Origin of the sequence: Ralstonia sp. 24A2 (assembly GCF_051783885.1) — a bacterium.
Taxonomy (GTDB): domain Bacteria; phylum Pseudomonadota; class Gammaproteobacteria; order Burkholderiales; family Burkholderiaceae; genus Ralstonia.
In genome coordinates this window covers 664,929-682,054 of sequence record NZ_JBPVZD010000002.1, presented here as the reverse complement: position 1 = coordinate 682,054, position 17,126 = coordinate 664,929, and the positions used below count along the sequence as shown (strand labels likewise).

Here is a 17,126-nt window from a genome sequence, read left to right as displayed (position 1 = left end):
GGCTCCTCCTCACACACGCACAGACATCGCGTGGTGGAAGATGTTGTTCGGATCATAACGGCGCTTGACGCGTTGCAGGAACGTGTAGAGATCGCCATCGCCGTAATAGAGCTGCGGCCAGAACGGGTAGGCCAGCATGTCGACGTCGGGGTAATTGATGTAGCAGCCCTCGTAGCGGTCGCCGGGGTAGGGCGTGCCGCTGTGCGGCGCGGGCACGTCGGGGGTGCCGTAGACGTCACGGTAGAAATCGCTGATCCAGCGCAGGTGGCCGGCGTCATCGGCAGCGGATGTCCAGTAGGTCTGGTACTGCAGCTTCATGATGGACGCGCGCTGCGGCACGGCCGTGTCGGCAATGCGTTCGGTCTTGTTGACTGCGCCGCCGTAGGAATCGACCTGCAGCAGCGACTGGCTCAAATCCACGCCCGGCATCGTGCGCGTGAGGTGCACGTAGATGCGCTGTGCCTCGCGCGCCGTGAAGCCGCGCTTCATGTAGGCAGATTTGTACTTGCCACGCTGGTTGGCGCCCGAGCCGTTCAGGTACTGCGTGGCTGTCAGCCAGTCGTACTGCACGATGGTGTGCGGCTTGGAGCAGAGCAGCTGCCCCGTGCCCTGCTTGTGCGCCGGGCCGTAACCAGGTGGGCGGCCCTTGACTGCCGTCGGTGCGCAGGCCTGGAAGCGGTCGAGAAAGTCGTTGAGCACGGAAAGATCGCGGCACGTGCCATCGGGGTTGCAGAACTGCGTGAGCAGCACGATCTGCCCGGCCGATTTGTGCGTGAGCTTGAGCAGCGAGAACATGCCCCAGGTGTCCGGGTCCTTGCCACGCGTTTCCCAGTATTCACCGTAGATGCGCAGCAATTCTGCAAAGCGTTCGGGCGTCATGCTGGCCCAATCGAAGGCCACGGTAGCGAGCGCCACTTCGCGCGGTGCCTCGGGCAGCTTGGCGAACGTGTAGCCGGTAATGACACCGAAGGTACCGCCGCCCGCGCCGCGGCATGCACGAAAGAGCTCCGGATCGCGCGTGGCATCGACGGTGCGGGCGGCCGCCTTGCCATCCTTGTCCACGGTGACGATGTCCACGGCGGACAACCAGTCCACCGTCAGCCCCTGCAGCCGCGACAGCAGCCCATAGCCACCGCCGCAGATGTGCCCACCCGCACCCACCGAATAGCATGAGCCACCGGGCAGCGTCACGTTGTGGCGCTTGTAGAGCTCGAGGTAGCCGTTCCAGTTCTGCGTGCCGGCGGGAATGTGCACCGAGCCATCGGCACGCACCTCGGGCGAGTCGAGCAGGCTCAGGTCGACGATCGTGCCGTCGGGGTTGTTGGAGACGAAGTCTTCATAGCAATGGCCACCGCTGCGCACGGTCGGGCGCTGGCCTGCATTGACGATGCGTTGAATGGCGGGCGCCACATCGTCGGGCTTTTCAACGAGGGCAATGCGGCCGGCGGCCTGCGCATCGGTCGCGGGCCAGCGCAGGTTGAAGCCATGCTTGAGCGTGTTGTAGCGAGGGTCCTGGCGGGTTACATCCAGTGTCATCGACGACTCCCGGTGAGGGCGTTTGCGCAAGGGTTGCGCAAACGGAGTTGGGTTCGGACGCGATACGTCCGGCGGTTCCAACTTAGTCGTTCGTGCGTCCGGCTTCCATCAGACATTGCCGGCACAACGTGTGCGCCCTGTCGGCCTGGGCCACCTCAGCGCACCAGATGGGCAAACCCGGCAAGCACCCGTGATGCCGTCGTCGCCCACAGCGGCCGCACCAGCCAGTACGCCGCCGCCCATGCCAGGATCACCACGATCAGGTCGCAGCGCCCGCTCTTCCACAGGTTCAGGGAATGGCGCCCCCAGATCCAAGGCACGCCCAGCGGATTGGGCCAATCGGCCAGCAAGTGCATCAGCCCGCCGCAGGCAAAGCCGAACAGCAGCGGCGCCCACAGGTGATCATGGCTCAGCGCTTGGTAAGACAGAACCAGCGCCGCCACCCAGCCGATGCCCCAGTGCGTGGCGGTACGGTGCGTAATCCAGAGGCGTCGTGCGCGGGTCCACCACGCGACCTCCATCCAGTCAGGCGCCGTGCTGCCGGCAACGGCAGCGCAAAACGCCAGGATGCTTGCGAGGTGTTCGAGAGAGGTGTGGGAAGCCTGTGCGACAAAGCTGGCAGCGATCAAACCTGCCGCCCAACCCGTCGCATGATGTGCTGCGTTGGATGCCATCAACGTGATGCGGAAAACGAAGGGCCGCATCTTCGCAATGGAGGCTTGCGGGAACAAGCCAAAAATTGCGACAAATTGCTAGCCGATCTGCAGCAGCAAACCCTTGAGGTATTCGCCTTCCGGAAAGCTCGTCAGCAGCGGGTGGTCCACACCGCCTGCCAGGCGGCGCTGGATGCGCGCTGTCACCTTGGCATCGGCGGCCGCGCCCGCGACGATCTTCTGGAACAGGTCCGCATCGATTGCGCCCGAGCACGAGTACGTGAACAGCAGACCGCCCGGCCGCAGCAGTTGCATGCCGACAAGGTTGATCTCCTTGTACGCCCGCGCCGCACGATCCACCTGCTGGGCCGACGCCGCAAACTTGGGCGGGTCCAGCACGATCAGGTCGAACTGGCGCCCTTCCGCGCGGAAGTTGCGCAACGACTTGAAGACGTCCGCATCGAGCCACTCCGCGCGTGCCGGATCGAAGCCATTCAGCGCGACATTGCGCTCGGCCACCGCCAGCGCTTCGCCCGACGAGTCGATCGACACGACGGACTTCGCGCCACCCTTGAGCGCTGCCAGCGAGAAACCACCGGTGTAGCAGAAGCAGTTGAGCACGTCGCGGTCCTTGGCCAGCGCGCCGACGAGTGCACGATTGTCACGCTGGTCGACGTAGAAGCCAGTCTTGTGGCCTTCGCGCACGTCCACGTAGTAGCGCACGCCGTGCTCGGTGGCGGAGAGGTCTTCTGGCGGTTCGGCGCCGGCCAGCACGCCGGTCACCTGCGCCAGGCCTTCGCGCTCGCGCACGCTCACATCGGAGCGCTCATACACGTTCGGGCAGCCGGTCTCCTTGATGAGCGCGGCGACGATGGCGTCCTTCCAGTGCTCGACACCGGTGGCGCTGAACTGGCAGACCAACTGGCCCGTTTCACCCGTGCCGTACTGGTCGACGATCAGGCCGGGCAGGCCGTCGGCCTCGCCCATGATGAGGCGCACGGCATCGGTGTCGTGCACCCACGCGCGGCGGTATGCCACGGCGGCGGCAATGCGGCGCTTAAAGAAGGCGTGGTCGATGGGCTCGGCCTCATCGAACGACCACACGCGGGCGCGGATCTGCGAGACCGGACTGAACGCGGCGCGCGCCAGGAACTGGCCGTTGGCGGCACGCACGACCACCGTTGCACCGGAGGCCGGCGGGCGGCCTTCCATGCGGTCGATGGCGTTGGCGAAAATCCACGGGTGCCGGCGCAGCAGCGAGCGCTCCTTGCCGGGCTTGAGAATCAGGGTTTGCATACGACTGGGAGATGAATGCGCCCCGATACAGGGATCAGGGCAGCGCGTTACTTCTTCTTCGCGCGGGGATGCGCCTGATCGTAGATCTTGGCCAGGTGCTGAAAATCGAGCGAAGTATAAACCTGCGTGCTGGCGATGCTGGCGTGTCCGAGCAGTTCCTGCACGGCACGCAAATCGCCGGACGACTGCAGCATGTGCGTCGCAAACGAGTGCCGTAGCACGTGCGGATGCACATCCACTGGCACACCCGCCGCGATGGCGTTGCGCTTCATGTGCAGATGAATCTGCCTGCGCCCAAGCCGTTTGCCGCGCGACGAGAGAAACAGCGCGTGCGCATCTTCCGGCGCGGCATCCGGCTTGGCCAGTTGCTCGCGCACCGCCAGCCACGCGGCCAGCGCCTCGACGGCCTTTGCGCCAACCGGTACAGTGCGCCGCTTGCTGCCCTTGCCGAGCACCATCACCTCGCGTGCGTCCAGGTCCAGCCAGCTTGCTGACTCGTACTCGCCAGCTTTTACATGGCGCACGTCCAAACCAACCAACTCCGAGACGCGCAGCCCACACGAGTAAAGCAGTTCATTGACGGCGCGGTCACCAAGGGTCTGCGCATCATCGCCGGGCACATGCTCCATGAGCGCGACAGCCTGTTCGACGGACAGCGCCTTGGGCAGTCGCTTCGGGCTCTTGGGTGCACGCACGCCGTCGACCGGATTGGCGGTCACCGCCGCGTCACGCAGTGCCATCCACTTGTACCAGCCGCGCCATGCCGATAACGCGCGTGCAATGCTGCGGCCCGACAGGCCGTCGCCGTGCAGTTGCGCCATCATGCGGCGGATGTGGTGGGACTGGAGCTGCGTGAGATCGATGCCGGCTGCGAGCTGCGCGCCCAATCGCTGCAATACGGCCAACTCATGGCCATAGCTTGCCAGCGTGTGCGGCGAGAGTTGCCGCTCGAACTTCAGCGCATCGAGGTAGGCCGCAATCTGCGGATGCGGCGGCGCGGGTGCGTCGCGATCCTCGTTGGAAGCAGATTGCGGCATGTGGCGCGCGCTCAGTCGCGCAGGCGGTTGAGCGTGGCAGCAGCGAGTTCGCCGATCTGCGCGAGGTAGGTCGTGCCCATGCCGTCGTGAAAGCGCCGCGCATCGGGGGAGCCGAGCACCAGCAGGCCGAAGGCCGGCGCGGCAGTCTGGTCCGCATCGCCACGCACAGGCACACGCAGCGTGACGATGGCGACCGACTGGGTCGCCTCGCCACCGGTTTCCGATGCGTCCAGCCAGCCGGCAGCTTCAAAGCCCGCGTTCTCGCCGCAATACGGCGCACGCAGGCCCGTGGCGAACAGGCGCACCTCTTCGCTCACGCCTTGCGCGACTTCCAGGTGCGCAAACTCTTCGTTCACCTGCCACACGCGCAGCGCCACGGCGGGCACTTCAAAAATCTCGCGCAGGCCATCCTGCACGGCATACGGCAGCGCGTGCGTGTCGGCCTCGCCCAGCAGACGCGTCGTCCAGGCGTGCACGCGCTGCTGCGTGCGGTCGTTCTCGTTGCCGTGGCGCATCAGGTCCGACAGCTTGAGTTCGAGGTGCTTGTTCTTGTCGCGCAGGATTTCCATCTGGCGCTCCTGCAGCGACACGGCACGGTGGCTGTGCGGGCTGGTCAGCTGGATGGCGGCCAGCAGCTCGGCGTGCTCTTCAAAGAAGGCCGGATGCGCTTGCAGGTAGTTGGCGACGTCTTGTGCGTTCATGGTGCTCATCAGGCTGCGCCCAGTTTCTTCTTCAGCAATTCGTTGACTTGTGCGGGGTTGCCCTTGCCGCGCGTGGCCTTCATGGCCTGGCCGACCAGCGCGTTGAACGCCTTCTCCTTGCCCGCGCGGAACTCCTCGACCGACTTGGCGTTGGCCGCCAGCACATCGTCGATGATCTTCTCCAGCTCGCCGGAATCCGACATCTGCTTCAGGCCCTTCTCGGCGATGATCGCGTCGGCATCGGCGCCATGTTCGCCGGCCCACATGGCGGGGAAGACGTCCTTCTTGGCGGTGTTGTTCGAGATCGTGCCGTCGGCAATGCGCGCGAGCAGCTTGGCGAGTTGTGCAGGCTTGACCGGCGCTGCGTCGATTTCCAGATCCGCGCGGTTCAGGTTCGAGGCCAGCTCACCCATAATCCAGTTTGCGGCAGCCTTGGCATTGGCGGCGCCGGCATCGGCCACCACGGCTTCAAAGTACGCAGCCGTTGCCTTGGTGGCAGTCAGGATGCTCGCGTCGTACTTCGGCAGACCATAGGCCGATTCAAAGCGCGCAGCCATCGCGGCCGGCAGCTCGGGCAGCTTGGCGCGCACGGCGTCGACCCAGTCCGCGCCGATCACCAACGGCAGCAGGTCCGGATCGGGGAAGTAGCGGTAATCCTGCGCGTCTTCCTTGCTGCGCATCGGCCGCGTTGCCTTGCGGTCCGGGTCGTACAGGCGGGTTTCCTGCACCACGGTGCCACCGTCTTCGATCAGCTCGATCTGGCGGCGCACTTCGCAGTTGATGGCATCTTCGATGAAGCGGAACGAGTTCAGGTTCTTGATCTCGCAGCGCGTGCCGTACGGCGCGTCAGGGCCCGGGCGCACGGAGACGTTCACATCGCAGCGGAAGCTGCCTTCCTGCATGTTGCCGTCGCAAATGCTCAGCCACATCACCAGTGCGTGCAGTGCCTTGGCGTAGGCCACAGCTTCCGCCGCACTGCGCATGTCGGGCTCGGTCACGATTTCCAGCAGCGGCGTACCGGCGCGGTTCAGGTCGATGCCGGTCATGCCCGCAAAGTCTTCGTGCAGCGATTTGCCGGCATCCTCTTCCAGGTGGGCACGCGTCAGTTGCACGACCTTCTCGTAACCAGGCTGGCCGTTCTTGCCTTCCACCTGGATGGTGAGCGTGCCGCCCTGCACCACCGGGATCTCATACTGGCTGATCTGATAGCCCTTGGGCAGATCCGGGTAGAAGTAATTCTTGCGCGCGAAGATGCTCTTGGGCGCGATCTTGGCGCCGATGGCCAGGCCGAACACGATGGCGCGCTCGACGGCGCCCTTGTTGAGCACCGGCAGCACGCCTGGCAGCGCCAGATCCACCGGCGCGGCCTGCGTGTTGGGCTCAGCACCGAATGCGGTGGAGGCGCCGGAGAAAATCTTCGAGACCGTCGAGAGCTGCGTATGCGTCTCGAGGCCGATCACCACTTCCCATTGCATGTTGCGTGTGTCCTGTCGATTGTTGTGGTGTGAATGTCTAGGTGTTCGTGGTTTCGTGTACTGCTGTGCGATCAGGGGCGCGGCGCGTCAAGCCAGGCCGCAAGCTTCGCGAAGGCGGCCTCGCGTGCCGCCGGATCGCCACCCACGGTGACCGTTCCGTGACGACGCCCATTCGGGACGCCGCTGCGCTCCGTAACCGGTGCCGTGCCATCGAAGCCATGATAGGCCCCGCCGAACGTCTCCAGCTCAAAGCGCGCCTGCGGCTGACGGGCCAGCACCGCGGTCTGCAGGGCCTGGCATCGGTCGGCGGGCGTCCAATCGTCATTGCCGCCCGCCAGCAGCAGCAACGGCGCATTCAACTGATACTTCGCACGCTGCAGTGCAGCGGCACAGCCCGGGTAGAACGCCACCGCGCGCTCCACAGCCGGCGTGTCGGCGGGCCAGGCCAGGCTCGCGTCCACGGTTTCCAGCACGGCCTGCGCGCCGTTGGACCAGCCCAGCAGCACGATGCGACGGGCATCCACGCCCGGCTGCGCAGCCACCCAGCGCATCGTCGCCAGAACGTCTGCGCGGCGCACGGCACCGTTGATATCACGTGCCGCAAACCGCTCGGTGCAGATGCCATGCGGTTTGCCGCGCGGGCCAAAGCTGTCGGGCAGCACCACCGCGTAACCACGCGCGGCCAGCCACTGCGCATAACCGCGATAGCGCGTGCCCAGCGCTTTCGCATCGGCGCCAGCCTGCGTGTACAAACCGCTGCAGCCATGCAGCGCGATCACCACCGGCAAACCGGCGGCCGGTGCCTTGCCTGCGGGAACAACCCAGTACGCGGTCAACGTCTGCGGCGCGTCTTCGGCGTCTCTCATGACCGCGCGCGGAATTTCCACCGTCTGCACACCCAGCTCTGCTGCCGACGGCGCCCGCGCGGCCGGCATATCCGGCAGGGCGCCTTCCGCGTCGGGCGTCGGCTGGGCGAACGCGTGCAGCGCCAGCAGGGCGCTCATCAACACCGCCACCATCCGAAGCGATGCACGCATCACCGGGCATTCCGGGCGCACTGGCCCGTTTGCGGATCGAACATCACGGGCCAAGCTTCTTCGTAGATGCCGGGCGTGCAATGCGCCTCACAGTTGGCGTGCGCCAGCGTCACGCGGCGCGGGTCCTGCCAGACCATCAGCGTGCAGCTGCCGGTGCGCTCACGCAGCTCGATGCTCGGGCGGCGCTTGGTCTGCTGGAACGTCGACAGGTCAAACTGGCACGAACCGCGACGGCCGACCCACAACTGCCACTGCAACGCGCTGACGTTGTTGTTGGCCACGGTGAGCGTCGCCTGCTCGCGGAAGCCGTCCTCCTCGGTCTGGCTGCAGTAGCCGTTGACGCTGATGGTGCGATCGGCAATCGGCGGCGGCCCCGATGGACGCCCAAAGCCAGGAATACCCGGTAACGATGGCAGCGGGATGGGCACGCAGGCCGCCAGCAGGACGGCGACAAGCGCCAGCCCGAGTACGTTGCGGATGCGGGGGTTCATGCGTGCCTCCTGCGGTGCAGCGATGGTCCGAGCGCCTGAGATTGCCGTCAGGCTGCCGGTTGGCGCGTGTGCCAGTCGGTCGCCTGCTGGAACGCATGCGCGATCTGCAGCATGCGTGCCTCTTCAAAATAGTTGCCAATGATCTGCAAGCCAACCGGGAGACCGTTTGCGCCAAAACCGGCCGGCACGCTCATGCCCGGCAGGCCCGCCAAGCTGGTCGACAGCGTGAAGATGTCCTCCAGGTACATCTGCACCGGATCGTCGCTCTTCTCACCCAATTTCCACGCAACGGTCGGCGCCACGGGGCCCATGATCACGTCGCATTGACCAAACGCGTTCTGGAAATCCTGCGCGATGATGCGGCGGATCTTCTGCGCCTGCAGGTAGTACGCGTCGTAATAACCGTGCGACAGCACATAGGCGCCGACCAGGATGCGGCGCTTGACCTCCCAGCCGAAACCTTCGGCACGGGACTTGCGGTACATGTCGGCCAGGTCGCGGTATTCCGCTGCGCGGTGGCCATAGCGCACGCCGTCAAAGCGCGACAGGTTGGATGAGGCCTCGGCCGGGGCGATCACGTAATACGTCGGGATCGACAGTTCGGTCTTGGGCAGGCTGATGTCGACCAGCGTGGCGCCGAGCTTTTCCAGCTCCGCCAGCGAGGCGCGCACGGTGGCACGCACGTCGTCGGCCAGGCCTTCACCGAAATACTCCTTGGGCAGGCCGATGCGCAGGCCGGCCAGAGGGCGCGCAGCATCGGCGCCTTGCAGCGGTTGGCCAAGCAGGCGGGTGAAGTCTTCCGTATCACCACCGCGGCCCGGTTCCAGGCTGGTGGAATCGCGCGGGTCAAAGCCGGCCATGGCAGAGAGCAGCAGCGCGCAATCCTCGGCGGTGCGCGCCATCGGGCCGCCCTGGTCCAGCGACGAGGCGAAGGCAATCATGCCGTAGCGCGACACGCGCCCATACGTCGGCTTGATGCCGGTGATGCCCGAGAACGATGCCGGCTGGCGGATGGAGCCGCCCGTGTCCGTACCCGTTGCAGCGGGGGCCAGATCGGCCGCCACCGCCGCCGCCGAGCCACCCGACGAGCCGCCCGGCACGTACTCGACGTTCCACGGGTTCTTGACCGGGCCGAAGGCCGAGTTCTCGTTGGACGAGCCCATGGCGAACTCGTCCATGTTGGTCTTGCCTAGCGTCACCATGCCGGCGGCGCCCAGGCGCTCGACCACGGTGGCGTCAAACGGGCTGACGTAGTCGGCGAGCATCTTGGAGCCCGCCGTGGCGCGCCAGCCACGGGTGACGAACACGTCCTTGTGCGCGATCGGCACGCCGGTCAGCGGCGCTGCATTGCCTGCCGCAATGCGCGCGTCGGCGGCCTGCGCCTGCGCGAGCGTGGCCTCGGCATCGACATGGGTGAAGGCGTTCAGGTGTGCCCCGGCATCAATGCGCGACAGGTAGTGGCGCGCCAGTTCCACCGCCGAAACCTCCTTGGCGGCGAGTTGGGCAGACAGGGCTTTGATCGTGGATGCGGTCATCGAAGTCGTTCGGATGGGCTGCCGGCTGCGGCCGGCGACAGCAAATAGGGGAGGCTCAAGTCGCGCGCTTGGGCGCCGATTACTCGATCACTTTTGGCACGAGGTACAAACCAGCCTCAGTGGCCGGGGCGCATTGCTGGTAGTCGGTGCGGCGGTCGCCTTCCGTGACGGCGTCGTCGCGCAGGCGCTGGGCCGGCACCTGGACCAGCTCGATCGGGTGGGCCATCGGCTCGATGCCGGTGGTGTCCACGGCCTGCATCTGTTCGACCAGCGTGAAGAACTGGTTGAGCTGGGTGAGGGTCTGCGCGGCCTCGCCATCGGAGACTTTGATGCGGGCGAGGTTGGCGATGCGTTTGACGTCGGAGAGTTCGAGTGCCATCGGAGTAGGTCAGTAGGTGCAGCGGCGGGCCAGGCCATTTGCGCAACCTGCGGCAAGCGACGGCTACTGCGCGCAAGGCGCGCTCAGGTTGGGCCGATCTGCAGCAAATTTGGAGGCAAACGCCCGCGAAACGCCAGAATTATAAGGTATGATTGCCGACTAAATTTCTAAGTCAGCAGGCGACTTCGTGCAGCCACGGACCCTCTGATTAAGTGGCCGGGAACCTCCCGGCGACGCCGCCGTCAGCATCTGGCGACACTTAATCAAAGGTTCCTTGGGGCCGCCCCCTCCGGGCGGCTCACCCTCGGCAGGATGGCCAGTGCCACGGCACCCCACCGCCGACCACCACGGAGCCCGCGACATTCCCGGGAGCGCAGTAGCAGGATCGGACCGTATGGTAGCCATGCGACGTCCGCGTATCGGTGTAGCCATTGACCGTGATCCTGCTGCTGGGCCGCCCATGACTCGAAAACAGGATTCATTCGATGTTCGGCTTTTTGCGTAGCTATTTCTCCAACGATCTCGCGATCGACCTCGGCACCGCCAACACCCTGATCTACGTCCGCGACAAAGGCATCGTCCTCGACGAGCCGTCAGTGGTGGCCATTCGCCAGGAAGGCGGCCCGAACGCCAAGAAGACCATCCAGGCGGTCGGCAAGGAAGCCAAGCAGATGCTGGGCAAGGTGCCGGGCAATATTGAAGCCATCCGCCCGATGAAGGACGGCGTGATCGCCGACTTCACCGTCACCGAGCAGATGCTCAAGCAGTTCATCAAGATGGTGCACGACACCAAGCTGCTGCGCCCGAGCCCGCGCATCATCATCTGCGTGCCGTGCGGTTCGACCCAGGTCGAGCGCCGCGCCATCCGTGAATCGGCGCTGGGCGCCGGTGCTTCGCAGGTGTACCTGATTGAAGAGCCGATGGCCGCTGCCATTGGCGCCGGCCTGCCGGTGTCGGAGCCGTCGGGCTCGATGGTGGTAGACATTGGCGGCGGCACCACCGAGGTGGGCATCATCTCGCTGGGCGGCATGGTCTACAAGGGTTCGGTCCGCGTGGGCGGCGACAAGTTCGATGAGGCCATCGTCAACTACATCCGCCGCAACTACGGCATGCTGATCGGCGAACAGACCGCCGAGGCCATCAAGAAGGAAATCGGCTCGGCCTTCCCGGGCTCCGAAGTGCGCGAGATGGAAGTGAAGGGCCGCAACCTGTCGGAAGGCATTCCGCGCGCCTTCACGGTGTCGTCCAACGAAATCCTGGAAGCGCTGACGGATCCGCTGAACCAGATCGTGTCGTCGGTGAAGATCGCGCTGGAACAAACCCCGCCGGAACTGGGCGCCGACATTGCCGAGCGCGGCATGATGCTCACCGGCGGCGGCGCGCTGCTGCGCGACCTGGACCGCCTGCTGGCCGAAGAAACCGGCCTGCCGGTGCTGGTGGCCGAAGACCCGCTGACCTGCGTGGTGCGCGGCTCGGGCATGGCGCTGGAGCGCATGGACAAGCTCGGCAGCATCTTCTCGTACGAATAACGGGATCATGCGCCACGCTCTTCCGCGCTCCGTTCTGATGGCCGCGCCAGCGGCCTTTGCGGACCGCTGAGATGCGTCCCGCGCCGGTGCGCCGTGCTCCGCCCGCCCCGGGTCCAGGCACCGCACCGACGCCACACCTAATCCGTTACCGGCAAGCCGCTGACGTTGATCGTCCAGCGCCTGCCGTGTGCATCTGAAGCGTCCGGGTCATGGATTACTCCCCGCCGCCCCTCTTCAAGCAGGGCCCGTCTGCCACCGCGCGGCTGGTCGCCCTGCTCGCGCTCGCGCTCGCGCTGCTGGTGATCGATGCTCGCATGTCTGTGCTGGGTGTGGTCCGGCAGGTCGTGTCGGTGGTGCTGTACCCCGTCGAGCGCCTGGTGTTGATCCCGCGCGACACGGTGCGTGCTGCACTGGATTACACACAATCGTCCACCTCGCTCGCCGCCGACAACCGCAACCTGCGTGAGTCGGCCGTGGCACAGGCCCAGCAATCGTTGCGCGCCTCGCAACTCGAAGCCGAAAACCGCAACCTGCGCACGCTGCTCAACCTGAAGCAGCACGCCGCCGTACCCACCGTGGCGGCGGAAGTCCTGTACGAAGCGCGCGATCCGTACACCCAGCGCATCGTCATTGACCGTGGTTCGAAGGATGGCGTGCGCGCTGGCTACCCGGTCATCGATGATCGCGGCGTGGTCGGCCAGGTGACGCGCGTGTCGATGTTCGAATCGCAGGTGACGCTGTTGACCGACAAGGACCAGGCGATTCCTGTGGAAGTCGTGCGCAACGGCCTGCGCAGCGTGGCCTTTGGCGGTGCCCGCCCGGGTGCGCTGGACTTGCGCTTCATGGCCGCCTCGGCCGATCTGCAGCAAGGCGACCTGCTGGTGACCTCGGGACTGGACGGCGTGTACCCGGCGGGCCTGCCGGTCGCGCGCATCGCCCAGATCGAGCGCAAGGCCGACACCGCGTTCTCACGCGTGATCTGCGAGCCGGTGGCCGGCATCCGCAGCAACCGGCACCTGCTGATCGTGAAATACGAATCGGGCTTCCCGCCACCGACGGATCTGGCGCCGCCAGCCACCCCCAAGGGCAAGAACGCCGCCCGCGATGCGCGCGAAGAGAAGGACCGCGCCGCACGTGCCGCCGCCGAGGCCGCCGTGCCTGGGCCCGCCGCTGAAGAAAACACCACGCCGCCGCGCCCGACCGACGCTGACGGCAATCCGCTGGATACCGCTGATCCAGCGGTCAAACGCTAAGAGGCGACACGCATGAACTCGCCCCAATACCTGCTACGCCCGGTCAACCCCGGCTTCATCGCCTTCAGCTTTGTGCTGGCGTTCCTGTTCAACCTGATGCCCTGGGGCCACATGCAGTGGATTCCCGATCTGGTGGCGCTGGTGCTGGTGTTCTGGAACATCCACCAGCCGCGCCGCGTGGGCATGGTGGTGGCCTTCCTGCTGGGCCTGCTGATGGACGTGCACGAGGCGCGCCTGCTGGGCGAGCACGCGATGGCCTACACGCTGCTGTCGTACTTTGCGATCACGATCCACCGGCGCGTGCTGTGGTTCTCGGTGCTGTCGCAGGCGCTGCACGTGCTGCCACTGCTGGTGCTCGCGCATGCGGTGCCGATCGTCATCCGCCTGCTGATGGGTGCGCGCCTGCCCGACTGGCAGGTCATCCTGCCGCCACTGATCGAAGCGGCGCTCTGGCCGTTCGCCAATGCCATCCTGCTGGCGCCGCAGCGCCGGCCGGAGAGCGTCGACGAAACTCGGCCAATCTAAGGCGTCCGATCTGATGTCCTTCGCTGTTAGCGCTCACCTGGCATGACCGAGATCCGCAACGTCGAACAGGAGCTGTCGCGCTTCCGCCTGCGGCTGGCGGCGGCCGCCCTGTTCGTGGTGATCTGCTTCGGGCTGCTGCTGGCGCGCTTCTTCTGGCTGCAGGAGGTCAAGCACGAGCAGTACTCGGCCAAGGCAGAAGACAACCGCATCTCGGTGGCGCCGATCGAGCCCAACCGCGGCATCATCATGGACCGCAACGGCGTGGTGCTGGCGCGCAACTACTCGGCGTACACGCTGGAGATCACGCCGTCCAAGCTACAGGACACGCTGGACAACACCATCGACCAGCTTGCGCAGGTGGTCGACATCCAGCAGCGCGATCGTCGCCGCTTCAAGCGCTTGATGGAAGACGCGCGCAGCTTTGAGAGCCTGCCGATCCGCAGCCAGCTCACCGATCAGGAAGTCGCGCGGTTCTCGGCGCAGCGCTTCCGCTTTCCGGGCGTGGATGTGCACGCGCGGTTGTTCCGCCAGTACCCGCTGGGCGAGTCGGCATCGCACGTGATCGGCTACATCGGCCGCATCTCCGAGCGTGACCTGGACCGCATCGACAACATGAGCGATGCCAACAGCCAGCCCAACGTCACATACGACCCGCGCAAGGACGCCAACAACTACAGCGGCACCGAATACATCGGCAAGGTCGGCATCGAGCAGAGCTACGAGACCGAGCTGCATGGCCTGACCGGCTACGAAGAGGTGGAAGTGAGCGCGGGCGGGCGACCGATCCGTACGCTCTCGACCTCGCAGGCGACGCCGGGCAACAACCTGATCCTGTCGCTCGACATCAACCTGCAGCGCCTGGCCGAACAACTCTTCGGCAACCGCCGCGGGGCGCTGGTGGCGATCGAACCGGAGACGGGCGACATCCTGGCCTTCGTCTCCAAGCCGACGTTTGACCCGAACCTGTTCATCGAAGGCATCGACAGCGCGACCTGGAACGAGCTGAACAACTCGCCCGACAAGCCGCTGCTGAACCGTCCGCTGCGCGGCACGTATCCGCCGGGCTCGACGTACAAGCCGTTCATGGCACTGGGCGCGCTCGAGCTGGGCAAGCGCACGCCGCAATGGGGCATGGCCGATCCGGGCTCGTTCACGCTGGGCAACCACACCTTCCGCGACGACGTACCGGGCGGGCACGGTTGGGTCGACATGTACCGCTCCATCGTGGCGTCGTGCGACACGTACTACTACCGCCTCGCCAACGACATGGGCGTCAATGCCATCCACGACTTCATGAAGCCGTTCGGCTTCGGGCAGGTCACAGGCATCGACATTGAAGGCGAGCGCACCGGCATCCTGCCGTCCACCGACTGGAAGCGCAAAGCCTACAAGCGCCCCGAGCAGCAAAAGTGGTACGACGGTGAAACGATCTCGCTGGGCATCGGCCAGGGCTACAACAACTTCACCATCCTGCAGCTCGCGCACGCGGTGTCGACGCTGGCCAACAACGGTGTGGTGATGAAGCCCCACCTGGTGAAGGCCGTTGAAGATTCGCTGTCCAAGTCGCGCACGCTGACGGTACCGACCGAGAGCTACCGGATTGCGCTCAAGCAAGCCAACATCGACGTGATCAAGCGCGCCATGGTGGGCGTGAACCAGGCAGGTACGGCAGCCAAGGCATTCATCGGCGCGCAGTACGTGTCGGCGGGCAAGACCGGTACGGCGCAGGTGTATTCGCTGGGCAAGAACGAGAAGTACAACCACCACGCGATTCCCGAGAACAAGCGCGACCACGCGCTGTTCGAAGCCTTTGCCCCCGCAGACCATCCGAAGATCGCGCTGGCGCTGATCGTGGAAAACGCCGGCTTTGGCGCAGCCTCGGCGGCGCCGATTGCACGAGCGGTCATGGACTACTACCTGACCGGCAAGTGGCCCACCGAGCTGGTCGCCACCGCGCCGAAGGCGCAACCGCAACCGCCAGTGGATACGCCCAGCGTGTTCTCGACTGGCAAGACCGCCACCATCGCCAGCGCCACGGCCACGCCGCAAGTGGCGGCAGAGGTGGTGGCGCAAACGGCATCGGGGGTCGCAGCCGTTTCCGCCGTGGCAGCGCCGGCCGCCAGTGGCGTGGCCGCCGCTTCGATACCGGCTGCGTCGTCCGTGGCCGCCGGCACCGCGCGCAGCACGCCGCCGATGTCACCGGATCTGGTGTCGCCCGCCCTGCGCGAGGCCGGCACCAGCGCCGACGCCGTCGCCCCGGCCACGCTGGACGCCCAGGTACTGCAAGCGCTGTCGCATGCACAGCCTGCCCCCGAACTGCCCCCGCGCGGACGCGGCAATGCTGCAGCCGCCCCGGCCTCGGCGCCAGCCACGAGCCCCAAGGGCGGGAAAGAGGCGAAGCCGGGCAACAAGCCGGTATCGAAGCCCGCGTCCAAGCCGACGCCCAAACCCGCGCCGGCCGCGCCCTGACATTCGCGCTTGAGGATCACGCCATGGACAAACTGGACAAGCGCCGCATATTCAACGTCATCAAGTCGCTCTTCACGGGCTTCGACGTGCCGCTGGCACTGATCGTCTTTCTGCTGCTGGGCACGGGATTGGTCGCACTGTATTCGGCCGCCATCGACATGCCGGGCCGGGTAGAAGACCAGGTTCGCAACATCATGCTGTCGTTCGTGCTGATGTGGATCATCGCCAACCTGCCGCAGCAGACGCTGATGCGCTTTGCGGTGCCGCTGTACACCGTTGGCGTGGCGCTCTTGATCGGGGTGGCGGCGTTCGGGCTGATCCGCAAGGGCGCACGGCGATGGCTGAACATTGGCGTGGTGGTGCAGCCCTCCGAGATCATGAAGATCGCCATGCCGCTGATGCTGGCGTGGTACTTCCAGAAACGCGAGGGCGTGGTCCACTGGTACGACTACCTGGCCGCGGCCCTGCTGTTGCTGATTCCGGTCGGCCTGATCGCCAAACAGCCCGACCTGGGCACAGCGCTGCTGGTGCTGGCTGCCGGCATCTACGTGATCTACTTTGCCGGCCTGTCGTGGCGGCTGATCGTGCCGGTGCTGGTGATTGCCGTCACGGCGATCACGCTGGTGGTGTCGTTCGAATCGCGCATCTGCGCGCCTGGGGTGAACTGGCCGATCCTGCACGACTACCAGCAGCACCGCGTGTGCACACTGCTGGACCCGACCACCGACCCGCTGGGCAAGGGCTTCCACACCATCCAGTCGATCATCGCCATCGGCTCGGGCGGGGTGACGGGCAAGGGGTGGCTCAAGGGCACGCAAACCCACTTGGAGTTCATTCCCGAGAAGCACACCGACTTCATCTTCGCGGTCTACTCCGAAGAATTCGGGCTGGTGGGCAACGGCTTCCTGCTGTTCCTGTACCTGCTGCTGATCATCCGCGGGCTGTTCATCGCGGCCAATGCGGGCACGCTGTTCGGGCGATTGCTGGCGGGGTCGATCACGCTGATCTTCTTCACCTACGCCTTCGTCAACATGGGCATGGTGAGCGGCATCCTGCCCGTGGTAGGCGTGCCGCTGCCCCTCATCAGTTACGGAGGGACGGCGCTCGTCACACTGGGGATGGGCATCGGCATTCTGATGAGCATCGCCCGACAGAAACGCTTCGTGCAGACCTAGCAAAAACGGCCGCCAGGAATGGGCGGCCGTTGTGC

The 17,126-nt window shown here is 65.8% G+C and carries 15 protein-coding genes; 5 read left to right on the top strand and 10 right to left on the bottom strand.

Annotation, left to right across the window (positions count from 1 at the left end):
• Positions 1 to 9: 9 nt before the first annotated feature.
• The 10 genes from ACS13N_RS07975 to gatC all read right to left on the bottom strand — a co-directional run bounded on the left by ACS13N_RS07975 (position 10) and on the right by gatC (position 10,140).
• Positions 10 to 1,536: an FAD-dependent oxidoreductase gene (locus ACS13N_RS07975; protein ID WP_438931152.1), complete on the bottom strand. Its 1,527-nt coding sequence runs from the start codon at positions 1,534 to 1,536 to the stop codon at positions 10 to 12.
• 155 nt (positions 1,537 to 1,691) lie between these two features.
• Positions 1,692 to 2,210, bottom strand: a complete 519-nt coding sequence (locus tag ACS13N_RS07970; protein ID WP_438932811.1) for a metal-dependent hydrolase — start codon at positions 2,208 to 2,210, stop codon at positions 1,692 to 1,694.
• A gap of 78 nt (positions 2,211 to 2,288) precedes the next feature.
• Positions 2,289 to 3,485: a class I SAM-dependent rRNA methyltransferase gene (locus ACS13N_RS07965; RefSeq protein ID WP_438931151.1), complete on the bottom strand. Its 1,197-nt coding sequence runs from the start codon at positions 3,483 to 3,485 to the stop codon at positions 2,289 to 2,291.
• Positions 3,486 to 3,532: 47 nt separating this feature from the next.
• Positions 3,533 to 4,522, bottom strand: a complete 990-nt coding sequence (gene xerC, locus ACS13N_RS07960) for a tyrosine recombinase XerC (RefSeq protein ID WP_438931150.1) — start codon at positions 4,520 to 4,522, stop codon at positions 3,533 to 3,535.
• 11 nt (positions 4,523 to 4,533) lie between these two features.
• Positions 4,534 to 5,232, bottom strand: coding sequence for a DUF484 family protein (locus ACS13N_RS07955; RefSeq protein WP_438931149.1), 699 nt, complete (start codon positions 5,230 to 5,232; stop codon positions 4,534 to 4,536).
• On the bottom strand, positions 5,232 to 6,698 hold the full coding sequence (gene gatB, locus ACS13N_RS07950; protein WP_438931148.1) for an Asp-tRNA(Asn)/Glu-tRNA(Gln) amidotransferase subunit GatB: 1,467 nt from the start codon (positions 6,696 to 6,698) through the stop codon (positions 5,232 to 5,234). Before gatB ends, ACS13N_RS07955 begins: the two co-directional genes overlap by 1 nt.
• A gap of 71 nt (positions 6,699 to 6,769) precedes the next feature.
• Positions 6,770 to 7,735: a dienelactone hydrolase family protein gene (locus ACS13N_RS07945; protein WP_438931147.1), complete on the bottom strand. Its 966-nt coding sequence runs from the start codon at positions 7,733 to 7,735 to the stop codon at positions 6,770 to 6,772.
• Positions 7,735 to 8,226 (bottom strand): hypothetical protein, encoded by a 492-nt coding sequence (locus ACS13N_RS07940; RefSeq protein WP_438931146.1) that lies wholly within the window; start codon positions 8,224 to 8,226, stop codon positions 7,735 to 7,737. The genes ACS13N_RS07945 and ACS13N_RS07940 overlap by 1 nt, the downstream gene beginning before the upstream one ends.
• 47 nt (positions 8,227 to 8,273) lie before the next feature.
• Positions 8,274 to 9,761, bottom strand: coding sequence for an Asp-tRNA(Asn)/Glu-tRNA(Gln) amidotransferase subunit GatA (gene gatA / locus ACS13N_RS07935; RefSeq protein WP_438931145.1), 1,488 nt, complete (start codon positions 9,759 to 9,761; stop codon positions 8,274 to 8,276).
• 79 nt (positions 9,762 to 9,840) lie between these two features.
• Positions 9,841 to 10,140: an Asp-tRNA(Asn)/Glu-tRNA(Gln) amidotransferase subunit GatC gene (gene gatC, locus ACS13N_RS07930; protein ID WP_438931144.1), complete on the bottom strand. Its 300-nt coding sequence runs from the start codon at positions 10,138 to 10,140 to the stop codon at positions 9,841 to 9,843.
• A gap of 485 nt (positions 10,141 to 10,625) precedes the next feature.
• Between gatC and ACS13N_RS07925 the strand changes: the two genes are divergently transcribed.
• The 5 genes from ACS13N_RS07925 to rodA all read left to right on the top strand — a co-directional run bounded on the left by ACS13N_RS07925 (position 10,626) and on the right by rodA (position 17,091).
• The gene (locus tag ACS13N_RS07925) at positions 10,626 to 11,669 is read left to right on the top strand and encodes a rod shape-determining protein (RefSeq protein ID WP_004628293.1); all 1,044 of its coding nucleotides are present in this window, start codon (positions 10,626 to 10,628) and stop codon (positions 11,667 to 11,669) included.
• Positions 11,670 to 11,878: 209 nt separating this feature from the next.
• Positions 11,879 to 12,922, top strand: coding sequence for a rod shape-determining protein MreC (mreC, locus tag ACS13N_RS07920; protein ID WP_438931143.1), 1,044 nt, complete (start codon positions 11,879 to 11,881; stop codon positions 12,920 to 12,922).
• A 12-nt stretch (positions 12,923 to 12,934) separates the two neighbouring features.
• Complete coding sequence (mreD, locus tag ACS13N_RS07915) at positions 12,935 to 13,447, top strand: rod shape-determining protein MreD (protein ID WP_438931142.1); 513 nt, start codon at positions 12,935 to 12,937, stop codon at positions 13,445 to 13,447.
• Between the two features lie 42 nt (positions 13,448 to 13,489).
• Positions 13,490 to 15,916 (top strand): penicillin-binding protein 2, encoded by a 2,427-nt coding sequence (gene mrdA / locus ACS13N_RS07910; RefSeq protein ID WP_438931141.1) that lies wholly within the window; start codon positions 13,490 to 13,492, stop codon positions 15,914 to 15,916.
• Between the two features lie 23 nt (positions 15,917 to 15,939).
• Positions 15,940 to 17,091, top strand: a complete 1,152-nt coding sequence (rodA, locus tag ACS13N_RS07905) for a rod shape-determining protein RodA (RefSeq protein WP_438931140.1) — start codon at positions 15,940 to 15,942, stop codon at positions 17,089 to 17,091.
• Positions 17,092 to 17,126: the final 35 nt, after the last annotated feature.

Bases quoted from the DNA above. Each gene is read 5' to 3' on its own strand.
- ACS13N_RS07955 (WP_438931149.1), bottom strand. From the start codon at position 5,232: ATGAGCACCATGAACGCACAAGACGTCGCCAACTACCTGCAAGCGCAT.
- ACS13N_RS07940 (WP_438931146.1), bottom strand. From the start codon at position 8,226: ATGAACCCCCGCATCCGCAACGTACTCGGGCTGGCGCTTGTCGCCGTC.
- ACS13N_RS07925 (WP_004628293.1), top strand. From the start codon at position 10,626: ATGTTCGGCTTTTTGCGTAGCTATTTCTCCAACGATCTCGCGATCGAC.
- mreC (WP_438931143.1), top strand. From the start codon at position 11,879: ATGGATTACTCCCCGCCGCCCCTCTTCAAGCAGGGCCCGTCTGCCACC.
- gatC (WP_438931144.1), bottom strand. From the start codon at position 10,140: ATGGCACTCGAACTCTCCGACGTCAAACGCATCGCCAACCTCGCCCGC.
- ACS13N_RS07975 (WP_438931152.1), bottom strand. From the start codon at position 1,536: ATGACACTGGATGTAACCCGCCAGGACCCTCGCTACAACACGCTCAAG.
- gatA (WP_438931145.1), bottom strand. From the start codon at position 9,761: ATGACCGCATCCACGATCAAAGCCCTGTCTGCCCAACTCGCCGCCAAG.
- ACS13N_RS07945 (WP_438931147.1), bottom strand. From the start codon at position 7,735: ATGCGTGCATCGCTTCGGATGGTGGCGGTGTTGATGAGCGCCCTGCTG.
- xerC (WP_438931150.1), bottom strand. From the start codon at position 4,522: ATGCCGCAATCTGCTTCCAACGAGGATCGCGACGCACCCGCGCCGCCG.
- mrdA (WP_438931141.1), top strand. From the start codon at position 13,490: ATGACCGAGATCCGCAACGTCGAACAGGAGCTGTCGCGCTTCCGCCTG.
- mreD (WP_438931142.1), top strand. From the start codon at position 12,935: ATGAACTCGCCCCAATACCTGCTACGCCCGGTCAACCCCGGCTTCATC.
- ACS13N_RS07970 (WP_438932811.1), bottom strand. From the start codon at position 2,210: ATGGCATCCAACGCAGCACATCATGCGACGGGTTGGGCGGCAGGTTTG.
- rodA (WP_438931140.1), top strand. From the start codon at position 15,940: ATGGACAAACTGGACAAGCGCCGCATATTCAACGTCATCAAGTCGCTC.
- ACS13N_RS07965 (WP_438931151.1), bottom strand. From the start codon at position 3,485: ATGCAAACCCTGATTCTCAAGCCCGGCAAGGAGCGCTCGCTGCTGCGC.
- gatB (WP_438931148.1), bottom strand. From the start codon at position 6,698: ATGCAATGGGAAGTGGTGATCGGCCTCGAGACGCATACGCAGCTCTCG.